The sequence below is a fragment of the Microcystis aeruginosa LEGE 91341 genome, assembly GCF_015206885.1.
Classification (GTDB): Bacteria; Cyanobacteriota; Cyanobacteriia; order Cyanobacteriales; family Microcystaceae; genus Microcystis; species Microcystis aeruginosa_H.
The window spans coordinates 1-22,648 of the sequence record NZ_JADEXY010000048.1; the positions used below are offsets into that span (position 1 = coordinate 1).

General features: G+C 43.5%; 16 protein-coding genes, 1 other RNA gene and 1 pseudogene. 11 read left to right on the top strand and 7 right to left on the bottom strand.

Annotated features, from left to right (window positions below; all coding sequences use genetic code 11):
• A partial coding sequence (locus tag IQ234_RS09405; RefSeq protein ID WP_322743449.1) for an exosortase-dependent surface protein XDP2 occupies positions 1–567 on the bottom strand: 567 nt, incomplete at its 3' end.
• A gap of 968 nt (positions 568–1,535) precedes the next feature.
• Positions 1,536–1,718, bottom strand: a complete 183-nt coding sequence (gene rpsU, locus IQ234_RS09410) for a 30S ribosomal protein S21 (RefSeq protein WP_002738938.1) — start codon at positions 1,716–1,718, stop codon at positions 1,536–1,538.
• Between the two features lie 416 nt (positions 1,719–2,134).
• Between rpsU and IQ234_RS09415 the strand changes: the two are divergent.
• The 3 genes and pseudogenes from IQ234_RS09415 to rsmH form a co-directional block, all read left to right on the top strand.
• Positions 2,135–2,224: pseudogene (locus IQ234_RS09415) on the top strand (DNA cytosine methyltransferase); the annotation flags it as partial.
• 123 nt (positions 2,225–2,347) lie between these two features.
• Positions 2,348–3,859: a threonine ammonia-lyase, biosynthetic gene (gene ilvA, locus IQ234_RS09420; protein WP_185239978.1), complete on the top strand. Its 1,512-nt coding sequence runs from the start codon at positions 2,348–2,350 to the stop codon at positions 3,857–3,859.
• A gap of 30 nt (positions 3,860–3,889) precedes the next feature.
• Positions 3,890–4,771 carry a 16S rRNA (cytosine(1402)-N(4))-methyltransferase RsmH gene (gene rsmH / locus IQ234_RS09425; RefSeq protein ID WP_193956896.1) on the top strand — a complete coding sequence of 294 codons (882 nt, stop codon included), beginning with the start codon at positions 3,890–3,892 and terminating at the stop codon, positions 4,769–4,771.
• Between the two features lie 115 nt (positions 4,772–4,886).
• On the opposite strand, the gene IQ234_RS09430 is transcribed toward rsmH, so the two are convergent.
• The 4 genes from IQ234_RS09430 to IQ234_RS09445 form a co-directional block, all read right to left on the bottom strand.
• On the bottom strand, positions 4,887–6,053 hold the full coding sequence (locus tag IQ234_RS09430) for a pyridoxal phosphate-dependent aminotransferase (protein WP_193956897.1): 1,167 nt from the start codon (positions 6,051–6,053) through the stop codon (positions 4,887–4,889).
• On the bottom strand, positions 6,053–6,421 hold the full coding sequence (locus IQ234_RS09435; protein WP_193956898.1) for an FHA domain-containing protein: 369 nt from the start codon (positions 6,419–6,421) through the stop codon (positions 6,053–6,055). Before IQ234_RS09435 ends, IQ234_RS09430 begins: the two co-directional genes overlap by 1 nt.
• 29 nt (positions 6,422–6,450) lie before the next feature.
• Positions 6,451–6,841, bottom strand: a transfer-messenger RNA (tmRNA) gene (gene ssrA, locus IQ234_RS09440).
• A gap of 262 nt (positions 6,842–7,103) precedes the next feature.
• On the bottom strand, positions 7,104–7,592 hold the full coding sequence (locus tag IQ234_RS09445; RefSeq protein ID WP_193956899.1) for a hypothetical protein: 489 nt from the start codon (positions 7,590–7,592) through the stop codon (positions 7,104–7,106).
• A gap of 174 nt (positions 7,593–7,766) precedes the next feature.
• On the opposite strand from IQ234_RS09445, the gene IQ234_RS09450 reads away from it, so the two are divergent.
• From IQ234_RS09450 to IQ234_RS09485, 8 genes are all read left to right on the top strand, one after another.
• Positions 7,767–9,236 (top strand): TldD/PmbA family protein, encoded by a 1,470-nt coding sequence (locus IQ234_RS09450; protein WP_002735204.1) that lies wholly within the window; start codon positions 7,767–7,769, stop codon positions 9,234–9,236.
• A 2-nt stretch (positions 9,237–9,238) separates the two neighbouring features.
• Positions 9,239–9,784, top strand: a complete 546-nt coding sequence (locus IQ234_RS09455) for a DUF456 domain-containing protein (protein ID WP_193956900.1) — start codon at positions 9,239–9,241, stop codon at positions 9,782–9,784.
• A 93-nt stretch (positions 9,785–9,877) separates the two neighbouring features.
• Complete coding sequence (locus IQ234_RS09460; RefSeq protein WP_193956901.1) at positions 9,878–11,221, top strand: TldD/PmbA family protein; 1,344 nt, start codon at positions 9,878–9,880, stop codon at positions 11,219–11,221.
• 778 nt (positions 11,222–11,999) lie between these two features.
• A complete protein-coding gene (locus IQ234_RS09465) occupies positions 12,000–12,944 on the top strand; it encodes a LysR family transcriptional regulator (RefSeq protein ID WP_193956902.1) in 945 nt (314 codons plus the stop codon).
• Positions 12,945–12,990: 46 nt separating this feature from the next.
• Positions 12,991–14,844 (top strand): NAD(P)H-quinone oxidoreductase subunit F, encoded by a 1,854-nt coding sequence (locus tag IQ234_RS09470; RefSeq protein WP_193956903.1) that lies wholly within the window; start codon positions 12,991–12,993, stop codon positions 14,842–14,844.
• A gap of 80 nt (positions 14,845–14,924) precedes the next feature.
• A complete protein-coding gene (locus IQ234_RS09475) occupies positions 14,925–15,650 on the top strand; it encodes a carbonic anhydrase (RefSeq protein ID WP_193956904.1) in 726 nt (241 codons plus the stop codon).
• A 78-nt stretch (positions 15,651–15,728) separates the two neighbouring features.
• Entirely contained in the window at positions 15,729–17,279 is a 1,551-nt protein-coding gene (locus tag IQ234_RS09480; RefSeq protein WP_193956905.1) for an NADH-quinone oxidoreductase subunit M, read from the top strand.
• Between the two features lie 57 nt (positions 17,280–17,336).
• The gene (locus IQ234_RS09485) at positions 17,337–18,632 is read left to right on the top strand and encodes a CO2 hydration protein (protein WP_185238315.1); all 1,296 of its coding nucleotides are present in this window, start codon (positions 17,337–17,339) and stop codon (positions 18,630–18,632) included.
• 840 nt (positions 18,633–19,472) lie between these two features.
• Here IQ234_RS09485 and IQ234_RS09490 read toward each other — a convergent pair.
• Positions 19,473–22,226 carry a class I SAM-dependent DNA methyltransferase gene (locus IQ234_RS09490; protein WP_193956906.1) on the bottom strand — a complete coding sequence of 918 codons (2,754 nt, stop codon included), beginning with the start codon at positions 22,224–22,226 and terminating at the stop codon, positions 19,473–19,475.
• Between the last annotated feature and the right edge of the window lie 422 nt (positions 22,227–22,648).

The following is a 22,648-nucleotide window of genomic DNA, read 5'->3' on the forward strand; positions in this document are numbered from 1 at the left end:
CCCCGCAACGGCTCCCCCCGCCGTTCCCCCCCGTTCCCAGAAAAAGAACGTATTCACCGGTCGGGCGAAAGAAACCTCGATAATCGCAGTATCGGCATTCTCACGGGTTACGAGGAGACTATTCAGGTTTAAATTGCCCAAACTGGCGGCGATATCCGCGTCGGTGGGGTTCGGTTTCGCTGGACCCTCCCCGACCAAGGGATCGCTAGTCGTGTTCGGTCCGTGACCCGTGTGGAGAATTCCGTTAGTATATGTGACTCCCCCCACAGTAACGTCGGCGGTATCGTTGCGGATCACCCGACCCCCATTGACCAGATCAAACTGACTGACCGTTAAACCGTTGAAAACCACGGAATCGAGACGGACATCTTTAGTGGGATCGTTGAGAAGATTAGGATCTCCAGTTAGGTCCGGACTGGCCGTAACGTTGGTTTGAAAGGAAAAGGGGAGAAAACCCGCCGCGCGTGCGGGTGTTCCGGTCGTTAGAGCCAAGGCCACTCCGGTGGTCGTGGCGGCGATTTTGAAAAGAGCGGCGAGGTGGCGCGACTGCGTGAAAAGATGACTCATCGATAAATGACCTCGTTAGGGGATGGAATCAAGTACAGTAGGCTTATCCGTTTACTGTATTTAGGGTTCTACCATAGCCATTTTTGCGAGTCAATTTATCGAGATATCCTTTATACAAAATATCTTTTATACCGCAATTAGATTGTGTTAAGGTAATTGCTAAGTAGTCGTGCAAAATTAATTTCCTAGTGAAGATAGGCAAGAGGCAAGAGGTGGTTAGATATGTGTAATTAGGGTTTGCTGAATAATGGTAAAACCCTTTTAAAATAAGGCTTTTGACCTGTTAAAGTCCGATGTTCATGCTGCGAAAATAGGATTGGGACTTTCAAAAACCTTGCATTATCCTTCTTGTAGTACATCGCTTGGTACAAAAACGAGGGCAACAAAGCTCGAAAGGACCGGCTACTGACGACCGGCTACTGACTCCTACCCCCAGGAAAAACTTTTTCAGCAGACCCTAATTAATTTTGCTTAGGTACTTACAAAGGAAAGTACCAGCTAGAATGGTGGGATGAGAATGTCCCACTTAAGACAAGGGAAATTTTGTTATAATTGCTTCTAGATAACCCCGATTCCTTTCTTTGTCAACTCTTAAGGTTGATGCGTTTCATTTTTGAATTGGCATTTTAATACTAAATCTGGTTATTAAAAACTGATTATTTATTCCCTCTTTTGCCTTTTGCCTCTTGCATGAGTGCCTCTCCTGATAAGTAGTCTATACTCAACGGTTTTAGTATGATTTCCAAAAGTCTAAAAGTCTTACCCAACAAGGTTTTTAGATTTATTCAGCAAGCCCTAAGTAGTCGTGCAGAATTAATTTCCCACTAGAGATAGGCACTCTGGCAAGAGACAGCCATCAGCTGTTTTATCCCTACTCCCCTGCTCCCTAATCTGTTTCCCAAACCCCAAAACCCGATCAAAATAAAAGACAGCCAGAAGCCTTTATTCAGCTTCTGACTGGCGGAATTTTAACGACGACGGGTTCTTTGTCGTCTTCGGGCTACTGCTTTACGCTTTCTCTTTTCTTGAGGGGTTTCAAAAAATTGATGCTTTTTGATATCCGCATAAATTCCCGCTTTCGCTACCTGTCGCTTAAAACGACGCAGGGCTGATTCGATCGCCTCGTTCTGACCAACTACCACTTGGGTCATTAACCTAATTCACCTCCTTTAATTGCTCTCTGCCTAAAAAATGCCAACTTCTAAATATAGCACAATCTAGGGTAAAAAGCGATCAAGGCGGCCTTTAATCAGGACGAAGGCATCTTAATAGATATCCTGCCAAAGTTTTATTCAGCCACTTGATGATTACGGATGGCTGGGGGATTAAGGTAAAAAGTAGAGCAAACTTTCCTGAACAATCCTTAGTTACTGGAGTTTAGACTAAACTCCAGTAATAATCTAGAAAACTTTTAGGGGAAACTCCAATGCTAGAAATTACCAACAACTGTGTATTATAGCGGTTTTCAGTCTGCTGAGGTACAAAAGTTATGGGTTTTAGGCAAAGGGCAAGAGGCAAAAGCCAAAAGGGAAGAAAAATAGGTGTACCTCACTAGCTTAGGAAACGCTATAGTATTTGTGGTGATTTAAAGGGATTTGACGACACCAGAGGCACGCTATTTTTTGAGATTGCCCGTATTTTAAAAGCCAAACAACCCTAGGCAGCGGGGAGCAAAAAGCGTTCGACTGACGGTTGATAGCTCTTTATTGCTAACCGGACCGACGATGATCTATTCTGGATCCTAGCCCGACTCGCGAATCCCCACCGCCAAAAAAGAATAATGTACTGCGATTACCTGGTTCAAATCCTCACCGCACGCGTCTATGATGTCGCCCAAGAAACCCCCTTGGAATTTGCCCCCAATCTCTCCCGACGCTTGCACAATCAGCTTTTACTCAAGCGCGAGGATATGCAGTCGGTTTTCTCTTTTAAACTGCGCGGCGCCTACAACAAAATGGCGTATTTGTCAAGGGATTTGTTACAAAAAGGCGTAATTGCTGCCTCGGCGGGAAATCACGCTCAGGGAGTCGCTTTGGGGGCGCGGCAATTGGGAACCCAAGCGATTATCGTTATGCCTGTCACCACTCCGCAAGTCAAAATCGACGCAGTAAAAGCCCGGGGGGGGATTGTCGTCCTACACGGTGACACCTACGATGATTCATACACCTATGCACGGCAGTTAGAAGCGGAAAAAGGCTTAACTTTTATCCATCCCTTCGATGATCCGGAGGTAATCGCCGGCCAGGGTACGATCGGTATGGAAATTTTACGACAATATCAGCAACCGATCGAGGCCATTTTTGTCGCCATTGGTGGCGGTGGACTTATATCAGGTATTGCAGCCTATGTCAAGCGTTTACGCCCAGAAATTAAAATTATTGGGGTGGAACCTGTGGATTCAGACGCGATGAATCAATCCCTAAAAGCTGGTTATCGGGTGCGTTTGTCTCAAGTGGGATTATTTGCCGATGGGGTGGCGGTGCGCGAGGTGGGAGAGGAGACTTTTCGTCTCTGTCAGCAGTATGTGGACGAGATTATCCTCGTGGATACGGATGATATTTGTGCGGCGATTAAGGATGTTTTTCAAGATACACGCTCGATTTTAGAACCTGCGGGAGCGTTAGCAGTAGCAGGAGCGAAAGCTTATGTAGAAAGAGAAGGAATTGAGGATAAAACCCTCGTTGCCGTGGCTTGTGGGGCGAATATGAACTTTGATCGTCTGCGGTTTGTGGCGGAAAGGGCGGAATTAGGGGAACGGCGCGAGGCGTTGTATGCTGTGACTATTCCCGAACAACCGGGCAGTTTACGGCGTTTTTGCGAATGTGTCGGCAAACGCAATTTAACCGAATTTAGTTATCGCATTGCCGATGAAAAAGAAGCACATATTTTTGTCGGCGCCCAGATCGAAAATCGCAGCGATGCCAAGAAATTAGCCGAGAGTTTTGAAGCTTGCGGCTTTAAAACCCTCGATATTAGCGATGATGAATTGACTAAATTGCATCTGCGCCACATGGTGGGAGGGCGATCGCATTTAGCCGATCATGAATTATTTTATCGCTTCGAGTTTCCCGAACGACCGGGGGCTTTAATGAAATTTGTCGCTTCCATGAGTCCCCACTGGAATATCAGCGTTTTCCATTATCGCAATAACGGGGCCGATTATGGGCGCATCGTCGTGGGCATACAAGTCCCCCCCGATGAAATGAATCAATGGCAAGCTTTTCTCGATACTCTCGGCTATCGCTATTGGGATGAAAGTCAAAACCCAGCCTATCAGTTATTTTTAGGTTAAATCGCCATTTTCAGGAAGTAATCAGTACAGATGAATCAAGATTTTTCCCATATTTCCGTTTTGAGTCAAGAATTGATCGCCAGCTTAAATATTCAACCCGGGGGGCATTATCTTGATCTTACCCTAGGCGGTGGTGGACACAGCCGCTTGATTTTAGAAACCGATCCCGAAACGACAGTAACCGCCATCGATCGCGATCAAAGCGCCCTAGAAGCCGCTAAAATTAGTCTTGTCCCCTATCTAGATAGCCGTTTAACCCTCTGGTGGGGGAACTTCGCCGATTATAAGGGACAAAATGGCAGTTTTGATGGCATTATCGCCGATTTAGGAGTCAGTTCTCCCCAATTCGATCAGAGCGAGCGCGGCTTTAGTTTTCGCCACACGGCAGCCTTAGATATGCGGATGGATCGCTGTCAATCCCTGACGGCAGCCGATATTATTAACCATTGGCATGAAAAAGAATTAGCGGATCTTTTTTATCAATACGGAGAAGAACGTTTATCTCGTCCTATTGCTCGCTCGATCGTCCAAAAACGTCCCTTTACTACCACCACTGAATTAGCGGCTGTCATCGCTAGTTCTGTACCCGCTAGTTACCGTTATGGACGTATTCATCCGGCAACGCGGGTTTTTCAAGCCCTACGCATCGCTGTTAATCAAGAATTAGATTCTCTCCAACAATTGTTAAATCAAGCCCCCCACTGGCTAAAATCCGGGGGAATTATCGCTATGATTAGTTTTCATAGTCTAGAAGATCGTCTGATCAAGTATGGCTTTCGCGAAAATAATTCCTTGAAAATTATCACGAAAAAGCCGATTATTCCCAGCCGAGAAGAACAGGCTAAAAATCCCCGTTCTCGTTCGGCTAAACTAAGAATAGCCCAAAAGATCGAATCAGAGGTTATCCTATAGCAGTTATCTTAATTGTGAGGTACAAAGTCTCTGGTTTTAGGGAGTCGTTATCTTGATGAGAAAGGCTGTGGTAAAGTAAAAACCAAGAAAGAAAGCCGGTATTTATTCTTGAAAATCATTGACTAAAATAACGCAGTCCCTTTACCAATCTTTCCACTGCCGCTAAAGCCGTTTCTGGAGATAAAGCACCGTAGGCAAGACGCAAATAACAGCCTTCTGTTATACCAAAAGTTGAACCGGGTAACACCGCCACCCGCTGCCGCTCAATTAAACTTTTAACTAACTGAAAATCATCCTTGTCTGTATGAATTTTTAGGAAGAAATAAAAAGCCCCTTCCGCAGTAGCAACATCACAAATATCCCTAATCGATTCTAGAGCATTCAGGCAAATTTCTCTAACTTGACCGATGGTTTTTAACTGTTCTAAAGGATAGCTTTTACCCACCTGCAACGCTCCTAGGGCTGCGTATTGCGAAACCACCGGCGGACAGATTAAAATAGTATCCTGAATCTTATTAATCGCCTCAGATAAATTTTCCGGTACTACCATATAACCAATGCGCCAACTGGCAAAACCGTAGGCTTTTGAGAGACTAAATAAGGAAATAGTCCAGGATTCACTACCAACAATTGCCGCCGGAGAAAAGTGCTGGGCATGGTTATAGGTAAAATACTCATAAGCCTCATCATGAATGTGATAGATGCCTTTTTTTTGACAAATTTGATTGACTGCTTTTAGGGTATTTTCCGGATAAACTACTCCCGTAGGATTATTAGGAGAAATCGTCACCACTGCCTTAGTTTTTTCCGTGATTGCTTCTTCAATGGCGGCTGGACGCAATTGATAATTTTTGTCTGTGGCGACCAAAATTACTTGACAATCAGCCATTTTTATGGCCATTTCATGATTGAAATAAAAGGGAGTATTGAGAATAATTTCATCTCCGGGGGAAGTAATGGCTAAAATAGCATTCATAAAAGCCATATTACTGCCCGCCGTCACAAAAATTGTCTGTTTATCGCCGATTTCTATCCGATTATCTTCGGCTAGTTTTTGCCGAATTACTGCTAATAAGGGGGGAATTCCCGCCACAGATTGATATTGATGATTTTTGGGATTAGCTAAGAATAAAGATAGAGATTTGATCGCTTCCTGAGGTGGATAATAGGAAACAATCCCTTGACCGAGGGAAATAGTGCCGGGGTTCGCTTTAATTAATTGACCGACCACAGGAATAATTGGTGTTTGTACCCCGTCCATGCGAGAGAGAAGGTTTTTCATCAGTTGGCAAGAGATTTGAAGGTATATTGGGGAGGATTGGCTGATTCGATCTCAAACAAAAGATTAACCGCCCGGTAATATCCCAAAGTAATCCTATCGCCACTTTCCAGCCTTTTGCGTCCCGATTGCAGATTTTCCCCATTAAGATAAGTGCCGTTAAGACTGCCAGCATCTTCTAGATAAAAACCGTCTTCTTCCACATAAATAATCGCATGGACGCGGGAAACTATTTCCGCGTTAGGAAGATGGGAAAGATTTAAATCTACCGTCACTTTCGGATTGACCTTTCCCAGATAAAAAAGGTTTTTCCGTCCCGAAATTTCCAAGAGAGTCCCCGTTTCTTCGTGGAGTAGAAAAGCCTTAGACACTTTTTTTAAGGGTTTTTCATTAAACTAATCAATGGAGCCGAGCAGAGTCGAACTGCTGTCCAAATTAGGTATTGACTGTCCGTTCATTCACAGGTTTAGTTTCGATTACCCTCGAAACGGGGACTGTCACTTATCCCGGACAGTGGGATGCTCTAGTTAAAGCTTAGACGGTTAACTAACTAGAGAAAGTTAAACGTGGCATCCGTTGGGGGTTTATCCATAGTCCTTAACGGAGTCAAACTATGAATGCTCGAGTCGATTAGAGACTATTAGGCAGCTACAGGAGCGGCTTTACGAGCGAAAGGAACGATGTTGTTCGCATTTACTTTTTGTTTGAGCCTTTGATTTACGAGAGGAGACTCACTCTCGACCTGTATCACGGGGGAGCTTTCGCTAACCTGTCGAAACCGTTACGGCCCCTTGTGCTTACATTCTGATTATAGCACATTTTTTGATTAAGCTAATTGTGGCTCAATTGGGATTTTTCCGAGCTTCCCAGTCTTCAGAGCCAGTCCAGATGGGAAAAAAGGTTTTTATCGCTGATTTTTGGGAAAATTATCCTATATTTGACCTGTATCACCAGAGACTAAACAATTAATTGAGCGGCTATTGCTCAACTGCGATAACCTGAGTTCGGAATCAGGGAAAACTGCCAAATTTCCCTAATCCGAACTAACCTTGATTACAAAACCTTGTGGGTGTGAGAATGTTGTTTGACGTTATCCTCCGTCCGCACCAGATGAACAGCATTTAAGATGCGTTTTTTCTCTAGGGAAAAGTTTAAATCGTCTTTTTGGCCGCCCAAGGGGATTAACCCTTGCAGGTGGGGTTGATTTTTGTAGGTGCGAGTGGCTGCAATCGCCCTTTCGACAAAATTTTCGCATAATTGGGCATTATCGGGAAAATTACTGGGTATTTGAGGATTATCCTCCTGAAAAACCTCTCCTAAACTCATAGCGCGGGCAAATTCGTAGGAAGTGGGAATCCCTTTGACAATTGCCTCTAGGGCTGCCGAGGGAATCGGTTCCAACACCGCTACTTTTTCTAATTCTCCCTCCCTTCGACCAAGCTCAGGGCAAGCCTGTTTGAGAAAACAAATCGCTAAACCGAATACACAATAATCATCTTTTGTCAAGTCAGAAATGTTTAAGAATTGTGTCGCTGTGGCCATTATTTTGATCCTGAGTCGCTCTTTCTTTAATCTTGCGGGCGATGAGCGATCGAATCAAGGTTTTTATTAAGAGATATGAAGGAGAAAAATTTAGCAGGGTTAGGTCGCCCCAGGACGGAAAAAACTGATAGCTGTTAGACTAGAAACCAGCAGATTAACTGATAAATGAGCTTTATGTCACCCACTCTACTCATCTCCAAAGAACTCCCCACCCTGAAATATAATCCTAGTCTGGAGCGCTTTGATAGCTCTTGGGCGGCCCCTTTGTCCACTCTCCTGGGACTGGGACGGGCTGCCGGGGCAACTTTTATCGAATTTTTCCTGGAAAGAGTCAACTATATCAGTTGTTTAGCCGAAGATGACAGCATCACCAGTCTCTCACCGAAACTATCGACAGGGGCAGGAATCCGCCTTTTTCGCGGTAAAGCTGATTGTTATGTCAGTACCAACGATTTAAGCTTCCAAGGCTTAAAAAATGCCCTAGAAAAAGGTTTATCGATTCTGGGTTTAAACCTACCCAGTCCTAACGCATATATTCCCGAAATCAATCTGGAAATGTTCCGGGATTATGCCACGGTCAAAAATAAAGATATTTGGCTGAATAATTGCAGTTCTTTGCGAGAAATGGGTGATATTCTCCTAACTGCTAACGTTCACCTCAATCAGAAAGCCTCTCACGTCCAATCTCGTCGCGCCGCTTATTTTCGCGATTGGCAAGAAATTTTAGTTGCCGCTAGTGACGGCACTTTTGCCCGGGATATTCGCCTCACCCAATCCGTGGGCTATAATCTCCTCTGTGCCGATGGAACTAATCGTTCTAGCATTGGTAAACGGGTAGGTAGTACCAGTAATCCCGATTTTCTGCGGACGTGGAATGCCGAGGAATCGGCGGCAGAAGTGGCCGAATCGGCGGGTAAAATGCTTTACGCTGACTATGTAGAATCCGGCAGTTATCCCATCGTCATGGCCAATGAATTTGGCGGCGTTATCTTCCACGAAGCTTGTGGCCATTTGCTAGAAACTACGCAAATCGAACAAAAAACCACGCCCTTTCTTGATAAAAAGGGCGAAAAAATCGCCCACGAAAATCTGACGGCTTGGGACGAAGGATTATCCGATAAAGCTTTCGGTACTATCGATATGGACGATGAGGGAATGCCGGCCCAGCGTACTCTCCTCATTGAAAATGGTATCCTAAAAAACTTCATTGCCGATCGCACTGGTTCAATTAAAACCGGCCATCCGCGCACAGGTAGCGGTCGCCGCCAAAACTACACCTATGCGGCCGCTAGTCGGATGCGGAATACCTACATCGCCCCCGGGGAATATACCCTCGATAATCTCTTTAATTCCATCGATAAAGGCATTTATTGCAAAAAAATGGGCGGTGGTAGTGTGGGGGCGACCGGGGAATTTAATTTCGCTGTCGAGGAAGCTTATCTTATCGAAAACGGCAACCTGACTAAACCCCTAAAAGGTGCGACTTTAATCGGTTCAGCTAAGGAGATTATGAATAAAATCTCTATGTGTTCCCAAGATTTAGGTCTAGCGGCGGGTTTTTGCGGTTCCGTCAGTGGTAGCGTTTATGTCACCGTTGGTCAACCCCATTTAAAAGTCGATTCTATTACCGTTGGCGGTCGTTAATCATGGCTTTAGTGATTCTCTACTATTTCCTCATCGCCATCATGATAGTGGGGATAATTGGCGAACTGCTGCCCGCTATCCCCGGCATGAGTTTGATTTTAATCGCCATGGTGGTGTGGGGTTTTGTCACCAAATTCGCGGGGATGGGGGTCGCTTTAACCGTGGCCTTTGTTATCCTTCTCCTCAGTCTGGGGGTGGAATTCCTCGCTAGTTATCTCGGCGCCCAAAAAGTTGGGGCCAGCAATTGGAGTCAAATCGGGCTAGTAGTGGGTTTATTAGCGGGAATATTCGGGCTTTTACCCGCTTTACCCATTGGCGGCCCAATTATCGGCCTATTTATCGGTCCTGTGGTGGGGGCTTTTTTGGGAGAATACGCCTATCGTCGCGATTTGGAATTAACCCCCCGTTTGCAACAATCCCTAAAAGTCTGTGTCGGTATCGTCGTCGGTACGGTTATCGGTCACGTTGCCAAAGCTATGCTGGCCACGGCTGCCGTTATTGTCTTTATTGTCACCACCTGGCCGCATCTCTCTTCAGTTATCAGTTAGAAGATGTTGAATGTTGGGATTTTAGTTGAAATTTCCCCATTCCCCCATTCCCCCACTTCCCTATCACCTATCCTCCAACACCAAAAAAAATCTATGCAAAAAGTTGAAGATATCGCCCAAATCGCTAATTCTAGCGCCCAAGCTTTAGGAATTGCTAAATACGACATCTATGGTTCTTCTGTGGATGAAACCGATGTGGATGTGTTTCAAGGGGAACCAAAACAGGTACAAGCGTCCAATCGTTCCAGCGTTATCGTTCGCGTCTGGAATCAGGATAATCAAGTCGGTGTCACCTCCACCACTGATGTGGACCCGGTGGGACTGCAATTAGCCCTGAAAACCGCCCAAGAAGCCAGCTTTTTTGGGGTTAAGGAAAATGTCCCCGATTTTAGTCCCGCTGCCACCGCACCTACCACAGAAGTGGCCAGCCAAATGTCTAATCAAGCACCTGTATCCACTCTCATCGATAAGTTATTGGCCGCCGAAAAATCCCTACTAACGGCCCATCCAGCTATTGCCAGTGTTCCCTATAACGGTTTGGGACAACAGCAGGTCAGACGTTTTTATCTCAATAGCGACGGGGCAATGCGTCAGGAAGCGCGTAGTTATGCCAGTGTGTATTTATACACCAAAACCGAACAGGAAGGCAAAAAACCCCGCAGCGCCGGTGCTTTTCGGGTGAGTCCAGGCCTGGAAAAATTAGATATCGATGGTTGTATCGAGGAAGCGATTAGCAAAACTGTTAGCCATCTGGACTATCAACCGATTACCACGGGTAAGTATTTGGTGGTTTTTGCCCCCCGCGCCTTTTTGAGTCTAATCGGAGCATTTTCTAATCTGTTTAATGCCCAAAATATTCTTGATAAACAGAGTCTTTCTACTCCTGAATCTTTGGGAACACAAATCGCTGCCACTGCCTTAAATTTGTGCGATGATGCCCTCCATCCGGCTAATGTTTCCGCAGAAACTTTTGATAGTGAAGGCACTCCCACCCATCGTGTGGAATTAATTAAGGAGGGGATTTTGAGTAATTTTCTCCATAGCACGATTACCGCTAAACGGATGAATACGGAACCGACTGGCAACGGTAACATTGGCGCAAAAGTAACGGTTAGTCCCCATTTTTATCACGTTTTTGCTAGTGCTAATCAACCCAAAAGCTATTCTTTGGAAACAGCAGAAAATGTGGTTTTAATTGATAGTTTACAGGCACTTCATGCGGGAGTTAATTCTCTGCAAGGTTCCTTCTCTTTGCCGTTTGATGGTTGGTTAGTTAACAAAAATGAGCGCATTAGTATCGATTCTGCTACCGTAGCTGGAGATATTTTAACACTGCTGAAATCGATTGTTTATCTGGAACCGGAAGCAGTTATTACTCCTAGTGGTGTTTGTCCCTACGTTTGGGTAGAGGGTTTATCAATCACAGGAGAAGCTTAACACTATACCCGACCAAAAATAGGGGGTATTAACCGGGGTAATACCCCCGCAAGATGGATGCTAATTTTATAGTCGTGGGTAAGCTGTTGACTATGCAAATTATACTAAATCTGGTTATTAAAAACTGATTAGGGTTTGCGGCAAAAAGTACAGGCGAAGCATTCGGATAGAAAATCTACGGTTTCACCGATAGGTTATGCCCAAATGCTTCGCCCCTAGAGGACGCGGGCCGATGAAGACGCAGGGTTTTGAACCACGATTCTCTTAAAATCTTGCACCTGTGGGAGCGAAACAGGACAGTAAAACCCTTACCTCGTCTATATTTCTGGACTTCCCCGTTGACAAAAAGCCATAACCCATGCTGTAGAAGGGATTAAGAGAATTTCCGCCAGCCCGTTACTGGGTACAAATCAGGGAAACTCCCAATAAATCTAAGGCCTGTTGTTGCAGTTGGGTTGGTCAAGTTATCTTAGAAAAACGATAAATTCCCTCTCTAATCGTACATTCCACTGTATTGAAGCAAATTGTCCCCAGGTCTTCCAACAAAGAGCGTTTATCCTACCCATCACCTCACCCCGAGTAAATGCTGGCGACAAACTCAAGGGGTGACAAGAAGCTGAAAAAGGAGACTGGGAAAAAAGCTGATAACTACAAAAGGTCTTAAGCGGCGGTTATATCTATTAAAGTCTATATTTATCAAAAAGTTAATTGACTAGAATCTATAAAAACGTTAGGATTTATCGTAACAAATAGTTGTTATTGAGGAGGGCATAGGAACTTGATACAGGCAACCCTGCACCAGTTAAGGGTTTTTGAGGCTACCGCTCGACACAGTAGCTTCACCAAGGCGGCCGAGGAGTTATTTATCACTCAACCTACCGTCTCAACCCAAGTCAAACAACTCACAAAAGCCGTGGGTTTACCGCTATTCGAGCAAATTGGCAAACGTTTATTTTTAACCGAAGCGGGTCAGGAATTACTGTTCACCTGTCAAGAGATTTTTGATAAATTGGACAACTTTCAGATGAAAGTGGCCGATATTAAGGGAACTAGACAGGGAAAACTGACTTTAGCCGTAATTACCACCGCTAAATACTTTGTGCCGCGATTACTGGGGGCATTCTGTCAACAGTATCCCGGTATTGACATCGCCCTGCAAGTGACTAATCATCAGAAACTGCAAGAGCGAATGTCAAATAACGAGGATGACCTCTATATTCTCAGTCAACCGCCGGAAGAAGTGGAACTTTGTTCTCAGTCTTTTCTGGAAAATCCTCTAGTGGTGGTGGCGCGACGGGATCATCCTTTAGTGGGCAAGAAAAATCTCCCCCTTGAGTGCCTCAACCATCAGCCTTTCATTATGCGCGAATCGGGATCTGGAACCCGCCAAGCGGTACAAAAATTATTTAATCTCCACGATATTAAAGTTAGGGTGCGCTTGGAATTAGGCAGTAACGAGGCGATTAAACAGGCTATTTCTGGCGGTTTGGGAATATCGGTACTATCTAAGCACACTCTCATCTCGGAAGGGGAAAACGGAGAATTAGCCATCCTCGACGTGGAACAGTTTCCGATTCAGCGCAATTGGTACGTTTGTTACCTGGCCGGAAAACAACTTTCCGTGATTGCCGATGCTTTTTTAAAATACCTGCTGGAAGCTAGTCAAACCATCCCCATTCATGCCCCGTTAAAAAATGGTCACAGCCTATTAGTGAGCCATTAAACCTTAAACTTTAATTCAGGATCATTTTTCTTCTTGAGGTGGTTATATGTTCGAGTCCTTCAGCCAGACTATCTGGTTGGTACCTCTTTATGCCCTTGCGGGCGCACTTCTCGCTCTACCCTGGTCTCCCGGTATTATCCGGCAAACCGGCCCGCGACCGGCCGGTTATCTGAACTTGATCATGACTTTCTTGGCTTTTTTCCATAGCCTTTTTGCTTTAATCGCCGTTTGGGGTCGTCCGCCGCAATCTATAGCATTTAATTGGCTAAATGCCGCAGATTTAAGCATATCTTTAGATGTGCAGATTTCGGCTGTTAATATCGGGGCTTTACTGCTAATTACCGGCTTAAACCTCGCCGCGCAGGTATATGCGATCGGCTATCTAGAAATGGATTGGGGTTGGGCAAGGTTTTATTCTCTCGTCGCTCTCTTTGAAGGGGGTATGTGCGCCCTCGTTATCTGTAATTCGCTATTTTTCAGCTATTGTGTGCTAGAAGTTCTCACCCTCGGCACTTATCTGCTGATTGGTTTCTGGTTCAATCAATCTCTGGTGGTGACGGGGGCGCGGGATGCTTTCCTAACCAAACGGATTGGCGATTTAATCCTGTTGATGGGAGTGGTGGCCCTTTTACCCTTGGCGGGAACTTGGAACTTTGACGAATTAGCACAATGGGCGGCTACAGCCAATTTAAACCCCAATGTGGCTAATTTACTCTGTTTAGCCCTGATTGCCGGTCCGATGGGCAAATGCGCCCAATTTCCCCTGCATTTATGGCTAGATGAGGCCATGGAAGGACCGATGCCCGCGACAATTATGCGGAATACCGTCGTCGTTTCCACTGGCGCTTGGTTATTGGTGAAATTAGAGCCGGTGCTACAATTATCGCCCTTAACCTTGCAAGTGATGATCATTGTTGGCTCTGTTACTGCCATCGGTGCGGGGTTAATTGCGATCGCCCAGATCGATGTTAAGCGCTCCCTTTCCTATTCCGTCAGTGCCTACATGGGACTGATTTTTATCGCTGTGGCCACCGGACAAACGGAAACCGCTTTAGTGTTACTCTTTACTTATGCGATCGCTATGTCCCTGTTAGTCATGGTGGTGGGTAACATCATTTGGAATAATATCAGCCAAGATTTAAGCCAATACGGCGGTTTATGGTCCCGTCGTCCCGTTTCTGGCATTTGTTATCTCGTCGGTGCCGCTAGTTTAGTCGCACTGCCTCCCTTTGGTGGTTTTTGGGCATTAGCCCGCATGGGCGATCGCCTCGCAGAAGTCAGTGGTTTACTGTTATTAGTGCTATTGTTGGTCAATGCCTTAACTGCCTTTAGTGTCACTAGAGAATTTTGCGTTTTCTTTGGCGGTAAAATCAAACCAATGACCCTGCGCTCTCCGGAAGCTCTTTGGCCCTTAGTTATCCCCATGACTATGACCATGGGTTTCGCCATTCATGTGCCGATTTTATTAGCGCAATGGCATTTATTACCAAGTAACTTAAATCTGGGAGTGGCTTTTCTCTTGGTGCTTTCCACTGCTGGGGGCGTAATTCCGGCAGCATATATTTATCTGAATGAAAATATCTCCAAACCGATCGTTTTTCAACCGAAAGCCCTTCAAGATTTCTTTGCCAACGACCTTTATACAGCCCAATTGTATAAAGTCACCATCGTTTTTGTCGTCGGATTAATCTCGCAAATTATTAACTGGATCGATACCTTTCTGGTGGATGGGATAGTTAATCTGGTGGGATTAGCCACGGTTTTTGGTGGTCAGAGTTTGAAATATAACGTCTCGGGACAGACCCAATTTTACTTTCTGTCGATTATTTTGGGGGTGGCTTTGATTGGTATTATCATCTGCTGGCCCCTACTATCACAGATTTCTCTAGTTTTCAGTTAAAGATTTGATAACTTAGGCTTTTCTTTAGCATCCCCGGCCCTGACAATAGAATTTGTCCTGATTAATGGAAACAACTACCGATGTTCAATACCTCTCGTCGCCAATTAATCCGTTATGGGGGTGGTTTTTTGGGAACTGGTCTGGCCGCTACTATTTTAGGCTCGCAACTGTCCCAAACTAACGCCCAAACTGCTGTTAATTCCGAGCCATGGCTAACTGCTCAAAATAAAGGATTGAACCCCGACCAAGCTTTAACTATGCTCATGGAAGGCAATCAACGTTTCTGGGAACGAAGACAAAAAAGTCCTAACCGCGATCAAGCTCGACTCACAGAAGTGGCCGAAAGTCAAGCCCCTTTTGCGGCAATTTTGGGCTGTGCCGATTCTCGCGTGCCGGCAGAAATCGTTTTTGATCAAGGATTAGGAGATCTATTTGTTTGTCGGGTAGCGGGAAATTTAGCCACTTCCGAAGAAATTGGTAGTCTAGAATTCGGCACGTTGGTGTTAGGAGCTAAGGTAATTGTTGTCCTCGGCCATTCCCGTTGTGGAGCGGTAAAAGCCACCATTGAAGGTGGTCGTTTCCCCGGACAAATCGGTCGTTTAATCGATGGCCTACAGGTGGGAGTTGATCGAGCCGAAAGACAACCCGGTTCTAACAAACTTGAGCGAGCAATTAAATCCAACGTTAACTATCAAGTAGAGAAATTAGGCAAATCCCCAGTTATCGGTGAATTAGTGGACGGCAAACAATTAAAAGTTGTCGGTGCTTACTATGATCTCGATAGCGGCAAAGTGAGTTTAATCTAGTCAATTTCCGATTAGTCATCGTGTTGGTTGGCTAATCGTTTTCTCATCCCAGTCATTATAAATTCGATCGATACCAATATGCTCAGTACCCTGCTTTGGTTGCCAATAATTGGAGCAATTATCGTCGGTCTTTTCCCCGATAAATTTGCGCCTGCAAAATTACGTCAAATAACTCTCTTTTTTGTTGCTGCCGTCCTTCTTTGGTCTTTATATCTGCTGACTCAATATAACTTAACCAGCAGTGGCTTTCAATTTTCTGAATACCGCGAATGGGCAAAACCAATCGGTTTAAGTTATAACCTCGGAGTCGATGGTTTGTCCTTACCGTTAATTATTTTAAACTGTTTCTTGACAGGAATAGCTATCTATAGTACCGAAGAAAAACTAGAGCGTCCCCGACTTTATTACATCCTAATCCTCCTGATTAACGCTGGAGTTTCTGGGGCATTAATGGCTAAAAACCTGCTGCTGTTCATCGTTTTCTATGAACTAGAATTAATCCCCTTTTATCTGATGATTGCTATCTGGGGAGGCGAAAAACGTGGCTATGCTTCGATTAAATTCCTTCTCTACACCGCTGTCTCTGGGTTATTAGTCCTAGCAGCATTTTTAGGGATAGGTTTCCTCAACGGCGGTACTTTTGACTATTCCTCCCTCTCCACCACCGATTTCTCCCAAAAAACCCAATTACTGCTCTTAACTCTGCTGTTAGTGGGATTTGGAATCAAAATCCCCCTCGTACCTCTCCATACTTGGCTACCGGATGCCTATACGGAAGCTTCCCCCGCTACAGCAATTCTATTAGGTGGTATTCTCGCTAAACTCGGTACTTATGGCTTAGTTCGCTTTGGTCTGCAATTATTCCCGGAAACTTGGTCTTTAATCGCCTCCGGACTGGCAATTATCGGCGTTATTAGCGTTATTTACGGGGCCTTGAGCGCTATTGCCCAAAAAGACATTAAACGCATGGTGGCCTACAGTTCGATCGGTCACATGGGCTATATACTGGTAGCAGCCGCCGCTGGCACGGGTTTAAGCGTCCTTGGTGCCGTCGCGCAAATGATTAGCCACGGTCTGATTCTCGCCCTTTTATTTTATCTGGTGGGCATTGTCGAACGCAAAGCCGGAACCAGAGATTTAGACGTTTTAAACGGTTTAATGAACCCAATTCGCGGTTTACCCCTGGTTAGCGCCCTATTAATTCTCGCTGGTATGGCCAGCGCTGGTATCCCCGGATTAGTGGGATTTGTGGCGGAATTTATCGTTTTTCAGGGTAGTTTTTCCCGTTTTCCCGTGCAGACGGTTCTCTGTATCATCGCTTCTGGTTTAACGGCGGTTTACTTTGTTATCCTGCTTAATCGCACCTGTTTTGGCAAATTGGATAATAAACTTGCCTACTATCCCAAAGTCTTGAAATCGGAAACTATTCCCGCTTTTGTCCTAATGGTATTAATCGTCTTTTTAGGTATTCAACCCAATTATTTAGTCCGTTGGATTGAACCCACCACTAACTCGATGGTTGCCAGCTTATCGGGACAAGCAAAACCTAGTTTTGTGTTCCAAAAATCTCCGCAAAAGTCCTCAAAAACCAACTGGTTTAATCGGGGTAAATATTTGAGTAATAGTTAGTTATCCCTCGCTGTTTCCGAATTATTGTAACCGTTGCTAATTACTTTATCTAAAACTATGACTGGGACATTAATCAAAGCCAAAATTCCCCCTTCTACTCACGAATTCGCCGACATTATCCATCGTTTAGAAGCAGGTGGATCCATGTTGCCGGATACTCCCGAAAACCTGATGCAGATTATCGGCATTTATAAAGCTTATGCTGTACCGATGGATTTTTATTGGCGAGATCTGCTCTATATTGCCGAACGAGTTTTCCTCGATCCTTTGCCCTTTTTTAAATATTTTCTGCCCCAAGAATACCTAGACCTACAAAATCATTACTCCGGCGATAATGCCGATTTACGCATCTGGCGCGGTACGGGTTCCGCTCATCCTGAATTGTTAGAATTTATGGATAAAGGTAAAACCCGAAAAATGCCCAGATTAATCCATCATCTTTGGCATGATCGTATTAATATGGAATTTGCAGAAGCCTGTATGCAAGCCATGTTATGGCATGGCCGCGATATGGGTTGGGGTTTATTTGATGCCTATCTTGATTCAGAAGAATATCGCCAAAATGCCGACCGCGCTATTAAGGCCTATTTCAAGAAAAACCCCGTGATGATGAAACTTTATGACCTGTTCCCCGATATGTTCTTAGAACAGGTGCGGATGATGTCCTATTACTCTAATTTAGGACTCTTCTGGGAAGTGATGGCTCCAGTATTTTTCGAGATGTCTGATATCTACGATGAAGGCGGATTTAAAGGTGTTCCTGATGCCATGAATTTCCTCGTTAATGGCATTTTTGCCATCGCTGGCCGGCCAATTTATCATCACGTTTATATTGATGGTCAATGCTACGAAATTATCCCCAAATCAAAGGCTTTTACTTGGCTTTATGAAGCGGCTTTACCCTATGTAGAAGCGGTCTTTTATCGTACTGCTCCCTTCCGGGGTACAAAGTCCTATAATGCCCAAGCAAAACAGGTTCCCGACCAACAAAAAGACTTTCACTATGGTATTCTTTACGCGGATGTTTTCCCCGTGGGTACTGCGGGAATTCCCCCGACGTTGTTAATGGATGATATGTATCATTTTTTACCCCAATATCTGATTGATTACTATCAGCAAAACTGCCGGGGGGAAGACGATATTTTGATTCAATTGGGTATTAGTTTCCAGCGATCGATGTATAATGTTACTTCGGCAGTTATTCAAGCTCTACGCACTGCTTTACTCTATCCCCTCGACGATCCTAATCCCAAACATTTACTAAAAAATCGTCAATTCTTTGAGGCACAAATGGACAGATTTAAACGCCCCGAAGCGCGTCTTAGAGATATCCAAAGTCCTAATTATCGTTGAGGTTTTTTGGTTATTTTGCTGGTGGGTTTATAGCCCACCTTTTTTAATATAATGAGATAACCGACACCCAATGTCATACTAATACTAAATCCTTTGAGTATAGGCTACATATCAGGAAAGGCAAAAGGCAAAGGGGAATAAATAATCAGTTTTTAATAACCGGATTTAGTATAAGTTCAGAGCAACTGAAAGATAGATACAGAAGCAGTCAAGACTCAGTAGGAGACTGGCAAAATTCAATATAGGGGAACTCGCTTTCTCTGAGGGATTCCTCAATTAAAATTGCGCTGGTTTCACTAGGAGTTTTTCCTCATTAATTAAGGCAATCCAGGCTGCCGTATCAACAAAAACCTTCCTCACGATTCTAGCTCTCGCTTGGGTAGTCCGTGAATGTAATGATCGTGCTGATATAGCGGTAAGCGCTTGAGTGAGATACAAACCAAGCTTTGCCTAGCATGGTTTATAGCTCGTGACACTGTACCTCATACGACTGCACACCGCTATAGGACAAATCGGAAATTCCTGTATTCATCTGGCACTCTTCTAAGATTTGGTCAAACTCGTCCCAAAAATCATACTCTGGGGATCTGGATTCAAGCTGCTTTATGAGCATTGCGGCAATCTTATTTTGCTCTGATTCGGGGAGTTGTTTGACTTGAGCGATCCCCTCTTCTCATAGCTTTGTCATATCTTTGGAATTGTATAAAACCCTAATAAGGATTATCTCATCATCTCGTTCCCAGGTTCTACCTGAAGAATAGTTTAAGGCAGATCCTTAAATATTGTCTATCAAGGCAGAGCCTTGGCACAAGCGAAAGGCATACAAGCAAGCATTTTCGGTTATTGAGGATTTTTTCTTTTTGCGGATTTTTGTTTGCTGGTAGGGAGTAAAGGAGCGCTTAATTTTTCGTAGAGTTCAAAGAGGTATTCAATACGGTTTAATTCACTGGTAAAGGGTTGGGGACGATAACACAAATCAACGGCTTTGTCAAGTTTTTGGTGAGCTTTGAGCAAGTCGGGAGGCATGGTTAAAGGATCGTATAAATCCGCAAGGCTACTATCAGGATATTTTACCCTAGTATCTAGCACAGCTTGAGCGCAGGTTTCGACGGTTTGTTTTTGTTTGTCGGTGATATTTTCTGGAAAGGGGTAGTTATTATAAACGATGGTGTTTGAATAACGGTAATCACTTTTTAATCTTCCGCAAACATATTTAACCCATGTCATGTGCATTTCCGAAGTAAGAATACCAAATAAATATAAATCAGCACTGGCAACAAATAGACAACTATTATTAGCAATATAATCTGGAATAAAGAAGCCTAATGGAATATATTTTCTATTCTCCGAAGAATGACTCGGTATTAGAATATAGCTGGTTTTTGGCTGTCTATTTTCAGTAAATAATGTTGGGAACTGCGACCATTTAATTGTCGCAACTTTAGAACTAGCCAAACGCATTTCTTTAACAGCTTCTACTCTTTTTAATAATAGAGGCAACTGCTTTAATTCTTTAGGCTGTATTTCTGTTAACCAAAAACACCAGCGTCTTTTATTATTCAGAAATTCATCAGCAGAAATAAAAGGCTTAATAAATTTTTCTCCTTCAGGTTCTTGTCGAATATACTGTTCTTTTTCCTCGTCATTCATCAGAAGATTACCACCATCTGTAGGTTGGCTGCCTTTGAGCATTTCAGGCACGTTGCAAATAGGTTTTATTTTCTTTAAAATGATTAAATCATTTCCTTCTGTCAGGTAAGGATTAATATTTTTAACTCTTCTTTCTGTTGGTTCACTTTTAATATCAGCATAATCAAAAATACGTTTATTGTCAATATCTTCTAGACCAAAACCAATAATAACACAATGAACTGCGGCGTTTCCTTTTGCTTCATTGCTCCAGCTAAAAGTTCGATGGGCAAAATGAATTTTAATTTTATATTTTTGATAAAGCTCTTGCCAAAGAATCCCAACTTGTTCACCCTGAGAAATAGAATTTGTGCTAACTAAAGCGCAACGAATTAAACTATTTTGAATAAATTCAGCTGCTTTGATATACCATGATGTCACATAATCTAAAACACCTGCTCCTTTAACGTCACCTAAAACATGATTCATGTCAGTCTTTTGGTCAACATTTTGTAACTGTTTACCCACAAAAGGAGGATTTCCTAAAATAAAATTGAGCTTTTCTTTTGAGATAACTTCCTCCCAATCAATCCGCAAAGCATTTCCATGAACAATCTTTGCCGCTTTCTTTAATGGTAAACGCACAAAATATTGACCAAAAGTATTACTAACTTTAATATTCATCTGATGATCAATTAACCACATCGCCACTTCTGCCACCCTCACCGCAAACTCATCGTATTCAATACCAGCAAACTGATTGACATCTACCTGAATAATGGTACTAATATCTGTTACTAACTGCCCCGTTTTATCTAACTCCTGTAATACCAAAATCTCTAAATCTCGTAACTCCCGATAGGTAATAATTAAAAAATTGCCGCAACCACAGGCAGGATCGAGAAAATATAAATTAGCAATCTTTTTCTGAAATTCTAGTAATTTATTGCGATTGCCTTTAATCTTCTCAAATTCTCTGTGTAAATCATCTAAAAATAACGGTTTAATCACCTTTTGAATGTTCTTCTCGGAGGTATAATGCGCCCCTAAATTGCGTCGCTCTTTTGGATTCATTACCGCTTGAAACATAGAGCCAAAAATAGCAGGGGAAATTTTTCCCCAATCAAAAGCACAAGCTTCTAATAACATGACTCGCATCTTGCTATCAAAAGCCGCCATCGGTAACGACTCCTCAAATAGCTTGCCATTTATGTAGGGAAATTGAGTTAAATTCTCATCGAGATTTTTTAATCTTTTGTCTTCTGGTGTATTCAAAACCTGAAAAATAGCATCAATGTGCATCGCCAAATCACTGCCATCTTCTTTGGTATGTAGATCAATATATTCCCAGAAAATCCCCTTATTAAAAATACCCGTATCATCGGCAAATAAACAAAATAATAAACGCACTAGATAAACTTCTAAATCATGCCCCATATAACCAATTTCTTTCAGGCAATCATGAAGTTTTCCCATTAACTCGGCTGCTTGAAGATTGACGGGATCTTCGTCTTTATAAACTCGCTTTTCGTAACCAGCAATAAAATCAAATAAATGAACATTATCAACAAAATTATTTAATTCAAATTCCCATTGATTACCCGAATCTAAATCATATAATTTAAACCGTTGAAAATCCGATACTAAAATATAATGCGGTAACTCATGTTCCTTTAAATTGGGAAAATAATCCTTAGCCTGTTGTGTGGCTTTTTCTAAATCTTTCCCTTTCGATTTATGCTCAACTAAAATCGTTCCTTTCCAGAGCAAATCAATAAAACCCTGTTTATTATCTGCTTTTTTTATCGGTTGCTCAAAACTGGCTACCCTACGCCGTGAAATGCCAAAGACATGAAAAAACTCATTCCAAAAAGATTGAGATTCTGCCTTTTCTGAAGTCTCTCCTTCCCACTCTTTTTGAAAAGCGATGGCGCGATTTTTAATTTCATTCCAACTTAAAGGCATAGTTTTAACTCCTTATCGTTCGCCGGTTTGCTCAAAGATGGTAGAAAATGTTGTAGGGAGCCAAATGCAGTCAGCAAGGGATACAGATAAGTAGCTGGTTATAATTAAATTGAAGATAAATTTTAGGTTCGATCCCCCCTGCCCCCCTTGATAAGGGGGGTGCCGATAGGCGGGGGGATCTCCCCTTGATAAGGGGGGTGCCGATAGGCGGGGGGATCTCCCCTTGATAAGGGGGGTGCCGATAGGCGGGGGATCTCCCCTTATTAAGGGGGGCATCTGATAATTTTTAACGCCTACCTACTTAGTTTCCATTTTAGGTTATTTTTTGGTAAACTACAAGGGAAGCTAGAAATTAGTAACGCATTGAGAATTGTATCCGCTTAGTTATCAGTGCAGTTATTGACTCCAACGAACACTTATCG